Here is a 14250-nt window from a genome sequence, read left to right as displayed (position 1 = left end):
GAATACGATCATGTCAATTTCCAATGCCATTTCTTCCTGTAATCGGGAAAACTCCGTTCCACCGGGCGTCTCCGATCGCGGCCTGTTGCGCGGCTCCCTCGGGTTGGCCGGCGTTTCGCTGATCGGTTTCGGCCTGCTCTATTCGCTGACCGGCGTCGGTCTGGGGCAGGCACTTTTTCCCGAGCAGGCCAACGGCAGCCTGGTCGGGCGCGACGGTAGGGTTCTGGGGTCGACCTTGGTCGCGCAGCCGTTTTCCGACTCACGTTATTTCCTGTCGCGGCCGTCGGCGGCGAATTTCGATCCGATGGCCCTGGCCGGCAGCAACCAGTCGAGGACCAACCCGGATTTGAGCGCTCGCATCGACGAGGCCCGGAAGGCGATTGCGCAGCACGCCGGTATTGCGCCGGCAGCAGTGCCAGGCGATTTGCTGACACAGTCCGGCGGTGGCATCGATCCCCACGTCAGCCCGTCGGCGGCGGCGATCCAGGTCGATCGCGTGGCACAGGCACGCGGTTTGCCGAGCGCTGTCGTCGCCGAACTGGTCGCCAGGCACACGGAGGGCCGGCAACTCGGCTGGCTGGGTCAGCCGCGCGTGAACGTGCTCGAACTGAATCTGGCGCTGGATGCGGCGAGTGCCGCCGGCCCGGCCGGGAAGACGTCGCGATGAATGTGCCGGCCGTTCATCTGCAGGCTGGCGATGTGCTGCTCGATCTGCCGGTCGAAAATCGGTGCCAATTGTTCGAAGTCATCGGCCGGCATGTCGAACGCGGTGGCGGTCCGTCGACGGAAAGCGTGGCTTCGGCTCTGCTGAGGCGAGAGCAACTGGGTTCGACCGGATTGGGCGACGGCGTCGCGATCCCGCATGCGCAGGTACGAACGCTGGACCGGATTCGGGTTTTCTACGCCCGGCCGCGTGTGCCGCTCGCCTTCGACGCGCCGGACCGTCGGCCGGTCGTCGACATCGTGGTACTGCTGGTTCCTCATCCGACGACCCAGGAACACCTGGAGGCCCTGGCCGAGATGGTCTCCCGCTTCGCCGATCGCCCATTCAGGGAGATGCTGCATCGTTGCGACACCTCGGAACTGGTTGCCACGCATTTCCGGCGGGCGGTGGTGCCCGATGTCTGCCTGTCACGCTGATCGATCACGAGGTGAAACCATGAATCCATCCCTATGCATCGGTATTGCTTCCCGGGATGAGGTACTCGAAGTCGCAGCCCGCGAGGGCAGCGGCAATATCGCGGTGTTTTTGCTGCCCGGCAGTTCGATGGGCATCGCCGCCATCAGGATCATCCTTGCCGATTACGCGGTCGGCCACACGCGGGTGGTGGCTAGCGGCAAGAACGCGATTGATCTTGCTTTGACCCTGGGCAACGTGCCGGGCGGCGAGGCTTTCGTCGTCGCGGCGGAGACCGGCAAGGAAGCGGCCGACCTGGTGCGTTACGCGACGCGCGTGCTTTGAGACGTCGATGTCGGTTCACCATTGCCCCGTGTGCGGGACGTTGCATGATGTCCATCCTGTATTGGACCGGTTGGCTTACGGCCGGCAATTGACTTGTTCGCCCCGCTGCAAGACGATTTTCCCTGGAATGGTTCGCCAGCGGGTGCTGGCCGAGATCGCCGCCCTCCGCCGGCTTGTCGTGCCGTCGTCGGGCAATGCGGCGAACGCGGGAGTCGCCGGGAAGGCGCAGATATTGGATGACCGATCTGACAACGCGGCGCAAGGCCGGGAATGGGAAATGCAGCATGGGAACTGAACGGGCCGATGCCCTGATGGGCGAACTTAAGCGCCAGGCTGCCGGTCGGCTGACCGTGTTTCTCGGCGCGGCGCCGGGCGTCGGCAAGACCTACGCCATGTTGGCACGGGCGCGCGAACTGCAGCGCCAGGATGTGGACGTCGTCATTGGCATCGTTGAAACGCATGGGCGCAGCGAAACGCTGGCCATGGCCGACGGATTGCCGTTGCTGCCGCGCAAGAAGGTGGAATACCGGGGGCGGCAACTGGAGGAAATGGACCTCGACGGCTTGTTGACGCGGCGTCCGGCAATCGCCCTGGTTGACGAACTGGCGCACCGCAATGTCCCCGGGAGCCGTCACGAACGTCGCTGGCAGGATGTGGAAGAATTGCTCGATGCCGGTGTGGACGTCTACACCACGGTCAATATCCAGCACCTGGAAAGTGTCAACGACGTCGTCTATCAGATCACCGGTATACGCGTCAGCGAAACCGTACCCGACGCCGTGTTCGAGCGCCTGCGCGACATCCGACTGGTCGACCTGCCGGCGCCCGAGCTGATCGAACGGCTGAACCAGGGCAAGGTGTATTTGCCGGAACAGGCTGCCCAGGCGCTGCAGGCCTTTTTCTCGCCGTCGAATCTCACCGCCTTGCGGGAGTTGGCAATGCAGACGGTGGCCGAGCACGTCGATACCGATCTGCGCGAGAAACGGGCAGCGCGTGGCCTGGAGGGAATTTCCATCCAGCGCCATGTGCTGATCGCGATCGACGGGCTGGGCCAATCGGAATACCTGGTACGGGCCGGTGCGCGGATCGCCGAGCGGCGCGGCGCACCGTGGTCGGTGGTGACGGTGGATACCGGCCGCTCGGCGGGGGCGGCCCTGTCAGTTGACGGTGCGGATAACGCTATCGGGCGCTCGGGTCGGCGCGAACGGGCGGAGCAGCAGCGCCAGATGGAAATGGATCGGGCGTTTGCGCTGGCGCGCAACCTCGGCGGTGAAACCGAGGTCCTGCACAATACCGACATCGCCCAGGCCCTGCTCGACGCCGCCGCGGCGCGTGGCGCGAAGTCGCTCGTGATTGGTCGCACGCACGATCGGCCGGTCGCCCGCATTTTCAACCGCAGTTTGACGCAGCAGTTGCTGCAACGTGGCAGCCGCTATGAACTGACCATTGTCAGTACGCCCCAGGCTAGGCAACGCGGCCTGCGCTTGCCGGACATCGCCGGCGAGAGCCTGACCCGGCGGGAGCCGCTGCTCATCCCGCTGGCCAGCCTCGGCGCTACCGGCATGGCGGCGCTGGCCGAGCGCGTTTTGGGTCTGCAGGACCTGTCGATGGTATTCCTGGTGGCTGTCATGCTGGTCGCTTCGCGGACGCGCATGGTTGCAGCGGTGATTACCGCCGGCTTGTGTTTCCTGTCCTATGATTTTTTCTTCATCGAACCGCGCTACACCTTCTTCATCAGCGCTCATCGCGGTGTGGCGACCGTACTGTTGTTCCTCGCAGCGGCGCTGATCGCTGGGCGCCTGGCTTCGCGTTTGCGCATGCAAGTGGTGGCGTTGCGTACGGCAAATACCCATGCCACGGCGATGCAGAGCCTGGGGCGCCGCCTGGCCAAGGCGGCCGATTTGGGGCAGGTCGTCGCCGCCGGCTCCGCCGTGCTGCAAAAAACCTTGCGGGCTGAGGCCTGGATAAGGATTGGCGGCGAGTCCGGGCCGGTCACGGCCGCCGGACACTTGAGCGAGAAGGATCTGGCAGCGGCCGACTGGACCGAGCGCCACGGCCAGGTGAGCGGCCGCTACACGGACACGCTGGGTAATACGCAGTGGTGGTTCCTGCCCGTTGCTTCTGATAAGGACACCCTGGGAGTGGTCGGCTTGCGCTTTGCGCCGGAGATGGGGCGTCTTTCCTTCGAGCAGCGACGGCTGGCCGAAAGCATGGTCGAAGATATCGGCCAGGCGGCCTTGCGGACGCGCCTGGTATCGGAGCTGGAAGCGGCACGCGTCACCGGGGAGACCGAACGGCTTCGTTCCGCGCTGCTTTCCTCGGTGTCGCACGACCTTCGTTCGCCGCTGTCGTCGATGATTGGTGCGGCCGACAGCCTGGCGAGCTACGGCAATGACATGAAAGCGGATGACCGGCATAGCCTGCTCGACACCATTCGCGTCGAGGGGGAGCGTCTTGATCGCTATATCCAGAACCTGCTTGATATGACGCGGCTCGGCCAGCAGGGCCTGACCCTGACGCGCGACTGGATCGGCGTGGACGAACTGGTCGGCTCGGCATCCCGACGCCTGCAACGCTATGAGCCGGGGGTCAGGATTGAGCACGATATTCCGATGGATCTGTCGCCAATCCACGTTCATCCGGCGCTGATCGAACAAGCCCTGTTCAACGTGATGGAAAACGCGGCGAAGTTTTCGCCGCCGGGCGAATCCATCCGCGTGCAAGCCCGGCGGTTGGAGGACGATCGATTGGAAATTCGCGTTTCGGACCGTGGACCGGGGATTCCGGAGGACGAGCGGCGGCGCATCTTCGATATGTTCTACAGTGTCGAGCGGGGCGACCGGGGGCGCCAGGGGACCGGCTTGGGATTGACCATCGTTCAGGGTATCGTGGGCGCTCACATGGGGAGCGTCGCAGCGTTTTCCGGCCCGGACGGCCGGGGAACCACCATCTGTCTGACATTGCCCTGGAGCGCCTAGCCGATTTGGGAGACCGTTCATGATGCAATCCGGCGACAAGGGGGCCGCCGCGTCAGCGGCGCAGATTCTCATCGTCGACGACGAAGCGCAAATCCGCAAATTCGTCGATATCAGCCTGCGTTCGCAGGGCTATGCCACGTTGCTGGCGGGGACGGGCCAGGAAGGCCTGACGCTGCTGGCCAGTCGGGGGGCGGATCTGCTTATCCTCGATCTCGGCCTACCCGACATGGACGGTCGGGAGGTACTCAAGGAATTGCGGCAATGGTCGAAGGTGCCCGTCATCGTGCTGACTGTCCGTTCGGGCGAGGAGGAGAAGGTTGCCCTGCTCGACGCCGGGGCCAACGATTACGTGACCAAGCCGTTCGGCGTGGAGGAACTGATGGCGCGCATTCGCGCGCTCTTGCGGGCGATGCCGGTGTCGGGCGGAGGTAATCCTGTGTACGACGACGGCTCCTTGCGCATCGATTTTGTCGAACACCAGGTGAGGCTCGACGGAGAAGTTGTCGTGCTGAGTCGCAAGGAGTTTTCGCTGCTCGCCCTGTTGGCCCGGCAGCCCGGAAGGCTGGTGACGCAGACTCAGATACTGCGCGAAATGTGGGGGCCGATCCATGAAGGGGACACCCACTACCTGCGGGTGCTGGTTGGCAAACTGCGCTACAAGCTCGGCGATGACGCGTCGGCACCACGTTTCCTGCTGACCGAACCGGGCGTTGGACTGCGCTTGATCACCGGCGAGCGGCGAAATTCCTAGTCACGGCCGGGTTCCTTGCCGCCATTGCGGCCGGCTGAAGAATCGAAAAACGGGGTTTCTTGCGGTCGACCGCAAGAAACCCCGTTTTTCGTAGCGGGCCGCTCGCCGGGGCTTACTGCTTGATCGCTTCCAGCGCGATGTCGATGCGCACTTCGTCGCCGACGTAGGGCGCGTACTTGCCGGCGTTGAATTCCGAGCGCTTGACGATGGTGTAGGCGTTGGCGCCGATCGCATCCTTCTTCATCATCGGGTGCGGCATGGCCTGGAAGGAGGTGACGGTGAGGACGACCGGCTTGGTGACGCCCTTCAGCGTCAGGTTGCCTTCGACCTTGGCCGGCTTGTCGCCTTCGAAGATCACCTTGGTGGACTTGAAGGTGGCGGTGGGGTACTTGGCGGTGTCGAGGAAATCCTCGCCCTGGATGTGCTCGTTGAAGGTCGGGTAGCCGGTGTTGACCGATTTCGTGTCGATGACCACGTCGACCGCGCCGGTCTTGGCGGCCTTGTCGAAGACGACGGTGCCGGTGGTCTTGTCGAAGCGCGAGAGCTGCGTCGAATAGCCGAAGTGGCTGTACGAGAAGCGCGGGAAGCTGTGCGTGCTGTCGAGCACGTAGGTTTCCGGGGCGGCGAAGGCCGGGGCGGCGAAAGCAGCGGCGAGGGCGATCAGGGCGATGGATTTTTTCATGAGGTTTCTCCTTGAGGGTGGGGGTTACTTCTGTGCTGCAACGATGTGGAACTTGACCTGGACGTCGTTGGCGACGATGTCGAACTTGGCCCAGGCGCCTTCGCCGATGGCGAAATCGCCGCGGCGGAGGGTGAAGGCGCCGTCGAAACTGCCGACCTTGCCTTGTGCGGTGAAGGTGGCCGGCACGACGATGTCCTGCGTGCGACCTTTGATGCTCAGTTTGCCGGCGACTTCGTAGCGGTTGCCGCCGAGCGGTTTGACGCCGGTGGACACGAAACGTGCGGTCGGGAAGTTCTTGCTGTCGAACCAGGCCTTGCCGGCGACTTCCTGGTCGGATTCGGCGCCGCCGGTGTCGATGCTGGCCAGATCGACGTCGAAGGCGGCGCTGGCGCTGGCCGGGCGGGCCGGGTCGAAGGCCAGTTGCGCGCTGAATTTGCGGAAGCGGCCGTCCATCTTGACGCCCATCTGCTGATAGCTGAAGGCGATGTTGCTCTGTGCCGGCTGCACCGTCGCATAGTCGACGGCTTGGGCGGGGGCGGTGAAGGCCAGGCCGGCCAGGCTTGCGGTCAACGCGACGAAAAGTTGTTTTTTCATGATTTTTCTCCTTGGGGTTGGGGCGGTTTCAGCGGCGGCGTTGCGGCAGCATCCGGCGCAGGATGTCGTCCTTGTCGATGAAGTGGTGCTTCAGCGCGGCGCCGACATGGCCGGCCAGGACGGCGACGAACAGCAGGTTCAGCGCGAGGTGTACGTTTGCCAGCAGGTCGCCGGTCTCCTTGTCCTTGCCGATCAGGTCGGGGATCGGCAGCACGCCGAACCAGACGGTCTGGAAGCCCTTGGCCGAACTCATCAGCCAGCCGCTCAGCGGAATCGCCAGCATCAGCAGGTAGAGCAGCGCGTGACCGGCGTGGGCGGCGAACTGCAGCGGCTTCGCCATGCTGTCCGGCAACGGCGGCGGCGGATGCCCGGCACGCCAGGCCAGCCGGAACAGCACCAGCAGGAAGACGCTGACGCCGGCCCACTTGTGGTACGAGTACAGCTGCAGCTTCTGCGGCGATAGCGGCAGGTCGTGCATGGTGAAGCCGAGGGCCAGCAGGCCGATCAGCAGGACGGCCATGATCCAGTGCAGGCCCTTGGCGGTTGTCGTGTAGGACGCGGTCACGGTCGACCTCCTCATTGCGGTAAAAAGCGGTAACCGTCCATCGCGATCACGTAGTCGTCGATGCCGGCGTGGAAGCGGACGGCGCGGGCGTTTTCGCCGCCGGCGCCGAGCGCGAAGTGGAAGGGCAGCAGGTGTTCCTCGCTGGGATGGGCCTGGGCGGCGTGCGGCGCCTGCCGGCGGTAGTCGAGCAGTGCCGCGTGGTCGCCGGCCAGCGCCCGGTCGTTCAGCCAGTCGGCAAAGACGCGGATGTAGTCCGGTGTCTGGCCGCCGTTGCGCCAGGCCTGCTGAAAGTCGCGCAGGTTGTGCGTGATGCTGCCGGAGCCGACGATCAAAAAGCCGCGTTCGCGCAGCGGGGCCAGCGCGCGACCGATGTCCCAGGCCAGCTGCGGTCCACCGCGGCTGGCGACCGAAATCGGTACGACCGGCACATCGGCGTCGGGATACATCAGGCGCAGCGGCACCCAGGCACCGTGATCGAGGCCGCGCTGCTCGTCGCGCGCGACCGGCAGACCGGCGGCGCTGATCGCGGCGATGACTTCGGCGGCGGCCTCCGGGCAGCCGGTCGCCGGGTAGCGGATGGCGTACAACTCGTCCGGGAAGCCCCAGAAGTCGTGGATGGTTTCCAGCTGGCGGGCGCTGCCGACGGTGGGGACGGCGCTGTCCCAGTGCGGGCTGGCGATGATCACGGCACGCGGTCGCGGCAGGCTGTCGGCTTCGCGGCGCAGCGCGGCGCCGGCAGCGCCGGGGCGTAGCGAGAAGGTCGGGGCACCGTGCGGAACGAAGAGGCTGGGCAGCAGGTTCATGATGATGGCCGGGTTGGCGTTATTGCGTTGGACGTACTTTAAGTGCTTTGATTGCTGCGAAATAGGTCACAATATGCAAATTACTGTTGCTTTAATGACAACAATATGGACAGACTGGACGCCATGCGCATCTTCGTGCGTGTTGCCGAACTCGGTAGTTTTTCCGCCGTCGCCCAGCAGATGGGCGTCGCCCGCTCGGTGGTGACGCGGCAGGTCGCCGCGCTGGAGCAGCACCTCGGCTGCCAGTTGATGGCGCGTTCGACGCGCCGGCTGACGCTGACCTCGGCCGGTACCGGCTATCTGGAAAAATGCCGGGTCATCCTCAACCTGGTCGAGGCGGCCGAGACCGATATCGCCGCCGAACGGCAGACGCCGCGCGGCAACATCCGCATCAGCCTGCCGCTCAGCTTCGGCCTGAAACGGGCGGCGCCGCTGTTGCTCGATTTCGCCCGCGATTACCCGGAGGTCGCGCTCGACATGGATTACAGCGATCGCCGGCAGAACCTGATCGAGGAAGGTATCGACCTGTCGCTGCGCATCACCCGTCAGCTGGCGCCGGGCGACGTCGCACGCAGGCTGGGGGCGGCTCGGCTGAAAGTGGTGGCGGCGCCGGAATATCTCGCCCGCCACGGTCGACCGCAGAAGCCGGCCGATCTGACGCACCATGAATACCTGGGTTACACGCTGTCCGGGCCGGCGACACTGCTGTTCGACGTGGCCGGCCAGTCGCAGGCCGTACACGTGCACAGCCGGCTGACCGCCAACAACGGCGACGTGCTGCTCGATGCCGCCGCGCGCGGGCTGGGGGTGACCAGCCACCCGGATTTCCTGGTCGATGCCTATCTTGCCGATGGAAGACTGGTCGAGGTGCTGGCCGAGTTTGCCCAACCGGAACTGGGCATCTATGCGATGCTGCCGGGCAACCGGCAGGTGCCGCACCGGGTGCGCGTGCTGATGGACTATCTGGCGGCACGCCTCGGCGGCTGAAATGAAAAAGGGCCGCATGTCGCGGCCCCGGCCCCGGTGGCTGGCGTCCCTTACTTGAGGGCGGCCTCGTAGCGCCGGTTGACCTCGTTCCAGTTCACGACGTTCCACCATTGCGTGGCGTAGTCGGCGCGCTTGTTCTGGTACTTCAGGTAGTAGGCGTGTTCCCAGACGTCGAGCGCGAGCACCGGCGTACCGCGCTGGATGTCGGGCAAGTCCATCAGCGGGTTGTCCTGGTTGGCGGTCGAGGTCACCGCCAGCTTGCGCTCCGGCGTCACGATCAGCCAGGCCCAGCCCGAACCGAAGCGGCTGAGCGCCGCCTGGTCGAAGCGCTTCTTCATTTCCTCGAGCGAACCGAAGCTGGCCGCGATGGCCGCTTCCAGCGCCGGCGACGGCTTGCCGCGCTGGCCTTCGGGGGCCATCAGCTTCCAGAACAGGTCGTGGTTGTAGTGGCCGCCGCCGTTGTTACGCACCGCCGGGCCGTATTTGGAAATCTGGCCCTGGATGGCTTCCAGCGACAGATTGGCCAGTTCCGGGGTGTTCTTGACCTGGGCGTTGAGGTTGTTGACGTAAGCCTGGTGATGGCGGTCGTGGTGAATCTCCATCGTCTGCTTGTCGATGTGGGGTTCCAGCGCGTCGGCTGGATAGGGCAGCGGGGCGAGGGAGAACTGGGCGGCGGCGAGCGCCGGCAGCATGGCGGCGGCGATCCCGGACAGCAGGCGGGCCGGGGCAACGGACTTCAGTGCGCAATGGAAGATCATGTCGGAGGCTCCTTTGGTGAATTCATCTTGTTCGAGCCCGGCGGTGTGCCGGGTCCGGGAATTCTATACCCATGGAATGCCGTCCGGCGGCTGTTGTGTCGAGGCGGCCCGGCGGCCACCCCGACGTGACGGTTCAGCGGCCGAGCAGCAGGGCCTTGCGCTTTTCCGCCTCGGCTTCCGGGTCGGTGAAAGGCAGTTGCTCGGCTTCCGCGAAGGCCTGCTTCGGCGCCTGGCCGAAGGCCCAGGCGCAGATCGACAGGAATCCGAAGAAGGCCGCGACGGTATGGATCTGGGCGATCAACGTGAAATCCATGAGGCGCCTCAGTGGTGGCCGGCCGGCGCAAGCACCGGTACCGCGTCGGTCTTGCCGACGGCGATGGTACGGAACATGTTGTACGCCATCAGGATCATGCCGGACAGGAAGAACACGCCGCCCAGCCAGCGCACCGCCCAGAACGGGTAGGAGCCCTTGACGCCTTCGACGAAGGCATAGGCCAGCGAGCCGTCGGCGTTGATCGCACGCCACATCAGGCCCTGCATGACGCCGGAAATCCACATCGAGGCGATGTACAGCACGGTGCCAATGGTGGCCATCCAGAAGTGGATGGTGACCAGTTCCGGCGAGTACATTTCCTTGCGGCCGAACAGGCGCGGCAACAGGAAGTAGATCGAGCCGATCGACACCATCGCGACCCAGCCGAGGGCGCCGGAGTGGACGTGGCCGATGGTCCAGTCGGTGTAGTGCGACAGCGCGTTGACCGACTTGATCGCCATCATCGGACCTTCGAAGGTGGACATGCCGTAGAACGACAGCGAGGTGACCAGGAACTTCAGGATCGGGTCGGTGCGCAGTTTGTGCCAGGCGCCCGACAGGGTCATGATGCCGTTGATCATGCCGCCCCACGACGGTGCCAGCAGGATCACCGAGAAGACCATGCCGACCGATTGCGTCCAGTCCGGCAGCGCGGTGTAGTGCAGGTGGTGCGGGCCGGCCCACATGTAGGTGAAGATCAGCGCCCAGAAGTGCACGATCGACAGCCGGTACGAATAGACCGGCCGGCCGGCCTGCTTGGGCACGAAGTAGTACATCATGCCGAGGAAGCCGGCGGTCAGGAAGAAGCCGACCGCGTTGTGGCCGTACCACCACTGCACCATCGCATCCTGGGCGCCGGCGTACATCGAGTAGGACTTGGTCAGCGATACCGGCGTTTCCATGCTGTTGACGATGTGCAGCAGCGCGACGGCGATGATGAAGGCGCCGTAGAACCAGTTGGCGACGTAGATGTGCGAGACCTGGCGCTTGGCGATGGTGCCGAAGAAGACCACCGCGTAGGCGACCCAGACGACCGCGATCAACAGGTCGATCGGCCATTCCAGTTCAGCGTATTCCTTGCTGGTGGTGATGCCCAGCGGCAGCGTGATCGCCGCCAGCACGATGACCAGCTGCCAGCCCCAGAAGGTCAGTGGGATCAGCGGGCCGCCCCACAGGCGCGCATGACAGGTGCGCTGGACGACGTAGTACGACGTGGCGAACAGCGCACAGCCGCCGAAAGCGAAGATCACTGCGTTGGTATGCAACGGACGCAGTCGTCCGAAATGGAAGTAGGGCGCTACGTTCAACTCCGGCCAGACCAGCTGTGCCGCGATGACGACGCCGACCAGCATGCCGACGATGCCCCAGATGACGGTCATCACGGCGAATTGCCGGACGACCTTGTCGTTATAGGTTGTTGCTTGTGCCATGAACCCGTTCCCCGTTGGTTGAAATGCTCGCCCGGCGGCGCGTAGACGCAGTCCAGGCGGCCGCTTTGGCGGTTTCTCCGGTAATAAGTTCCGTTTTTTTGCAGAAATATTTCGCTTTTTCGATGGAACCCCTGTGCGGGTTTTCGCACGAGGGTTCCGCCGGATTCCGGAAAGCCGCATGCGTCGTGGCCGGTGTCGCGACTATTCGTTAATTGAATCAACGGTTTGGAGATTTGTCCGGGATGGCACGCCTCCTGCAATTCATTGGCCGAGGCCGCACTTCGCGGTCCGCGACAACAACTGGAGGAGTCATTCATGAAACAGATCATCCGTCTTTCGCTGGCCGCGCTGGCCATCTGTTCGACCGCCGCCGTCGCCCAGACGCCGGACGTCGTCCGCCTCGGCAACCTGAAGTTTGCGCACTACGGCGCTGTCTCCTACATGAAGGAATACTGCGGCAAGTACAACCTGAAGGTCGAGGAACGCATGTTCCCGAAGGGCCCGGACATCATGCCGGCGATCGTCGCCGGCGAGATCGACATCGCCGCGCTGGCTTCCGACGGCGCCATCTCGGGCCGTGCCAACGGCGTGCCGATCTACACCGTGGCCGGCTTCGCCAAGGGCGGCGCCCGGCTGGTCGCCGGCATCGATACCGGCATCAAGGACATCCAGGGCCTGAAGGGCAAGAAGGTCGGCGTCACCCGCGGCGGCGCCCACGAACTGCTGCTCTATGCCGAGCTCGAACAGGCCGGGCTGACCTGGTCCGACAAGCCGGGCAAGGACGTGCAGATCGTCTTCCTGGCCTTTGCCGACCTGAACCAGGCGCTGGCCGCCAAGCAGATCGATGCGATGTGCCAGTCCGAGCCGCAATCCTCGCAGGCGATCAACAAGAAGTTCGGCGTCGAGATCATGAAGCCGTACAACACCCGGATGGGCGAGCCGGTGCGCCTCTTGGTGATGACCGAGAAGATGTACAACGAGAAGAAGGACGTCGCGCAACGGCTGATGAAGTGCTTCGTCGAGAGTACGGCGCTGTTCAACAAGGACATGGCGCTGGCCGAGAAGTACGTGCGCGAGCAGATGTTCAAGGGGCAGATTTCGTCGCAGGATTTCCGCGATGCGATGGACAATGCCGACTACACCTACGACGTGTCGCCCGAACACATCGACATCTCCACCGAGTACATGAACAAGTACGGCGTCGGTCGCATGGCCAAGCCGCCGAAGGCGGCCGAGTGGGTCAAGCTCGATCTGCTGCAGAAGGCCAAGGCCGATCTGAAGGTCAAGTGAGGCCGGCATGAAGAAACTGCAATCCTTCGCGCAGGGCACGCTGGTACCGGTGCTGGTGCTGATCGTCTGGGAGGCCTGTTCGCGGGCCGGCCTGTTCTCGGAAGTGGTCTTGCCGGCGCCCTCGGCGGTGGCGATCAAATGGTGGCATTACCTGCTGCCGGCCCAGCCGCAGGAGGCCGGCCAGTCCTGGCTGGCCTGGGCGCTGTCGGGCGAACTGCCGCACGATACCTGGTCCAGCCTGTATCGCGTGGTGGTCGGCTTCCTGATCGGCGCCGGGCTGGCCCTGCCGCTCGGCTTGCTGATGGGGGCCAACGCCCGCATGTACACGCTGTTCAACCCGCTGGTCCAGATCCTGCGGCCGATTCCGCCGATCGCCTACATTCCGCTGGCGATCCTGTGGTTCGGCCTGGGCAATCCGCCATCCTTCTTCCTGATCGCCATCGGCGCCTTCTTCCCGGTGCTGATGAACACCATCGCCGGCGTGCGGCAGGTGGACGGCATCTACATCCGTGCGGCGAAGAACCTCGGGGTCGGCGCCTGGTCGATGTTCACCCGCGTCATGCTGCCGGCCGCCACGCCGTACATCCTGGCCGGCGTGCGGATCGGCATCGGTACCGCCTTCATCGTGGTGATCGTTTCCGAAATGATTGCGGTCAACGACGGTCTCGGCTTCAGAATCCTCGAAGCGCGCGAATTCATGTGGTCCGACAAGATCATCGCCGGCATGATCACCATCGGCCTGCTCGGCCTGGCCATCGACACCGCGGTCAGCCGCCTGAACAACCACCTGCTGCGCTGGCACCGCGGCCTGGAGCACTGACATGAGCAGCCCCATCCTGATCAACAACGTCCACAAGGTGTTCAAGACGCCGGGCGGCGACGTGGTCGCCCTCAAGGACATCAACCTCGGCATCCAGCCGGGTGAATTCGTCTGTCTGCTCGGCCCCTCGGGTTGCGGCAAGTCCACGCTGCTCAACGCGGTGGCCGGTTTCCAGCCGCCATCGGCCGGCGAGATCCTGATTGAGCGCAAGACCATCCTGGCGCCCGGTCCGGATCGCGGCATGGTGTTCCAGGAGTACGCGCTGTTTCCGTGGATGACGGTGGCGCAGAACATCGCTTTCGGCCTGGAGATCCAGAAAAAGGACAAGGCCGAGATCGACCTGACGGTGAACCAGCTGCTCGACCTGCTGCACCTGAAGGATTTCCGCGACCGCTTCCCGAAGGATCTGTCCGGCGGCATGCGCCAGCGGGTGGCGATCGCCCGCGTGCTGGCCCTCGACTCGCCGATCATGCTGATGGACGAGCCGTTCGGCGCGCTCGATGCGCTGACCCGGCGCAACCTGCAAGACGAACTGCTGCGCATCTGGGAAAAGCTCGGCAAGACCATCCTGTTCGTCACCCACTCGATCGAGGAATCGATCTACCTGGCCGACCGGATCATCGTCATGACCTACCGGCCGGGTACGGTCAAGCGCGACCAGAAGGTGGACATGCCGCGGCCGCGCGATCCGTCGTCGGCCGATTTCAACGACCTCAAACGCGAGCTCGGCCGGCTGGTCATGGAAGAGCAGCAACGCCATGCCGATGCCGAACTGAAGCTGGCTGCGGTCGACTGAGAAAAACCGGCAAAATCGGTA

17 protein-coding genes are annotated in these 14250 nt (G+C 64.5%); 10 read left to right on the top strand and 7 right to left on the bottom strand.

Features of this window, described 5'->3' with window-relative positions; all coding sequences use genetic code 11:
- Window positions 1-10 precede the first annotated feature (10 nt).
- The 6 genes from kdpC to L0962_RS08390 are packed head-to-tail and all read left to right on the top strand — an operon-like array spanning window position 11 to window position 5191.
- Window positions 11-667, top strand: a complete 657-nt coding sequence (gene kdpC, locus L0962_RS08415; protein WP_234085919.1) for a potassium-transporting ATPase subunit KdpC — start codon at window positions 11-13, stop codon at window positions 665-667.
- Window positions 664-1140 (top strand): PTS sugar transporter subunit IIA, encoded by a 477-nt coding sequence (locus L0962_RS08410; protein ID WP_234085918.1) that lies wholly within the window; start codon window positions 664-666, stop codon window positions 1138-1140. The genes kdpC and L0962_RS08410 overlap by 4 nt, the downstream gene beginning before the upstream one ends.
- Before the next feature lie 19 nt (window positions 1141-1159).
- Window positions 1160-1462 carry a hypothetical protein gene (locus tag L0962_RS08405; protein WP_234085917.1) on the top strand — a complete coding sequence of 101 codons (303 nt, stop codon included), beginning with the start codon at window positions 1160-1162 and terminating at the stop codon, window positions 1460-1462.
- Between the two features lie 7 nt (window positions 1463-1469).
- Complete coding sequence (locus L0962_RS08400; RefSeq protein ID WP_234085916.1) at window positions 1470-1757, top strand: hypothetical protein; 288 nt, start codon at window positions 1470-1472, stop codon at window positions 1755-1757.
- Complete coding sequence (locus tag L0962_RS08395) at window positions 1747-4440, top strand: sensor histidine kinase KdpD (RefSeq protein WP_234085915.1); 2694 nt, start codon at window positions 1747-1749, stop codon at window positions 4438-4440. Before L0962_RS08400 ends, L0962_RS08395 begins: the two co-directional genes overlap by 11 nt.
- A 19-nt stretch (window positions 4441-4459) precedes the next feature.
- The gene (locus tag L0962_RS08390; RefSeq protein ID WP_234085914.1) at window positions 4460-5191 is read left to right on the top strand and encodes a response regulator; all 732 of its coding nucleotides are present in this window, start codon (window positions 4460-4462) and stop codon (window positions 5189-5191) included.
- Between the two features lie 112 nt (window positions 5192-5303).
- Here the strand turns inward: L0962_RS08390 and L0962_RS08385 are convergent, their stop codons facing one another.
- The 4 genes from L0962_RS08385 to L0962_RS08370 are packed head-to-tail and all read right to left on the bottom strand — an operon-like array spanning window position 5304 to window position 7835.
- Window positions 5304-5873, bottom strand: coding sequence for a YceI family protein (locus L0962_RS08385; RefSeq protein WP_234085913.1), 570 nt, complete (start codon window positions 5871-5873; stop codon window positions 5304-5306).
- 24 nt (window positions 5874-5897) lie between these two features.
- The gene (locus L0962_RS08380; protein ID WP_234085912.1) at window positions 5898-6467 is read right to left on the bottom strand and encodes a YceI family protein; all 570 of its coding nucleotides are present in this window, start codon (window positions 6465-6467) and stop codon (window positions 5898-5900) included.
- Between the two features lie 28 nt (window positions 6468-6495).
- Window positions 6496-7032: a cytochrome b gene (locus L0962_RS08375; RefSeq protein ID WP_234085911.1), complete on the bottom strand. Its 537-nt coding sequence runs from the start codon at window positions 7030-7032 to the stop codon at window positions 6496-6498.
- Window positions 7033-7043: 11 nt separating this feature from the next.
- Window positions 7044-7835 carry a class III extradiol ring-cleavage dioxygenase gene (locus L0962_RS08370; protein WP_234085908.1) on the bottom strand — a complete coding sequence of 264 codons (792 nt, stop codon included), beginning with the start codon at window positions 7833-7835 and terminating at the stop codon, window positions 7044-7046.
- A gap of 105 nt (window positions 7836-7940) precedes the next feature.
- On the opposite strand from L0962_RS08370, the gene L0962_RS08365 reads away from it, so the two are divergent.
- Entirely contained in the window at window positions 7941-8822 is an 882-nt protein-coding gene (locus L0962_RS08365; protein ID WP_234085907.1) for a LysR family transcriptional regulator, read from the top strand.
- A 50-nt stretch (window positions 8823-8872) separates the two neighbouring features.
- Here L0962_RS08365 and L0962_RS08360 read toward each other — a convergent pair whose 3' ends face one another.
- From L0962_RS08360 to ccoN, 3 genes are all read right to left on the bottom strand, one after another.
- Window positions 8873-9580, bottom strand: a complete 708-nt coding sequence (locus tag L0962_RS08360; protein WP_301332259.1) for a superoxide dismutase — start codon at window positions 9578-9580, stop codon at window positions 8873-8875.
- A 133-nt stretch (window positions 9581-9713) separates the two neighbouring features.
- Entirely contained in the window at window positions 9714-9893 is a 180-nt protein-coding gene (locus L0962_RS08355) for a CcoQ/FixQ family Cbb3-type cytochrome c oxidase assembly chaperone (RefSeq protein WP_234085905.1), read from the bottom strand.
- Between the two features lie 8 nt (window positions 9894-9901).
- Window positions 9902-11323 (bottom strand): cytochrome-c oxidase, cbb3-type subunit I, encoded by a 1422-nt coding sequence (ccoN, locus tag L0962_RS08350; RefSeq protein ID WP_234085904.1) that lies wholly within the window; start codon window positions 11321-11323, stop codon window positions 9902-9904.
- A 315-nt stretch (window positions 11324-11638) separates the two neighbouring features.
- Here ccoN and L0962_RS08345 point away from each other — a divergent pair, with 315 nt between their 5' ends.
- The 3 genes from L0962_RS08345 to L0962_RS08335 are packed head-to-tail and all read left to right on the top strand — an operon-like array spanning window position 11639 to window position 14229.
- The gene (locus L0962_RS08345; RefSeq protein ID WP_234085903.1) at window positions 11639-12613 is read left to right on the top strand and encodes an ABC transporter substrate-binding protein; all 975 of its coding nucleotides are present in this window, start codon (window positions 11639-11641) and stop codon (window positions 12611-12613) included.
- A 7-nt stretch (window positions 12614-12620) separates the two neighbouring features.
- Window positions 12621-13433 carry an ABC transporter permease gene (locus L0962_RS08340; protein ID WP_234085902.1) on the top strand — a complete coding sequence of 271 codons (813 nt, stop codon included), beginning with the start codon at window positions 12621-12623 and terminating at the stop codon, window positions 13431-13433.
- 1 nt (window position 13434) lies between these two features.
- The gene (locus tag L0962_RS08335; protein ID WP_234085900.1) at window positions 13435-14229 is read left to right on the top strand and encodes an ABC transporter ATP-binding protein; all 795 of its coding nucleotides are present in this window, start codon (window positions 13435-13437) and stop codon (window positions 14227-14229) included.
- Window positions 14230-14250 lie beyond the last annotated feature (21 nt).

This window comes from Azonexus sp. R2A61 (assembly GCF_021401135.1).
Lineage (GTDB): Bacteria > Pseudomonadota > Gammaproteobacteria > Burkholderiales > Rhodocyclaceae > Azonexus.
Note: the sequence above shows the minus strand (reverse complement) of the source record. Positions and strands in the feature narration are given on the sequence as shown.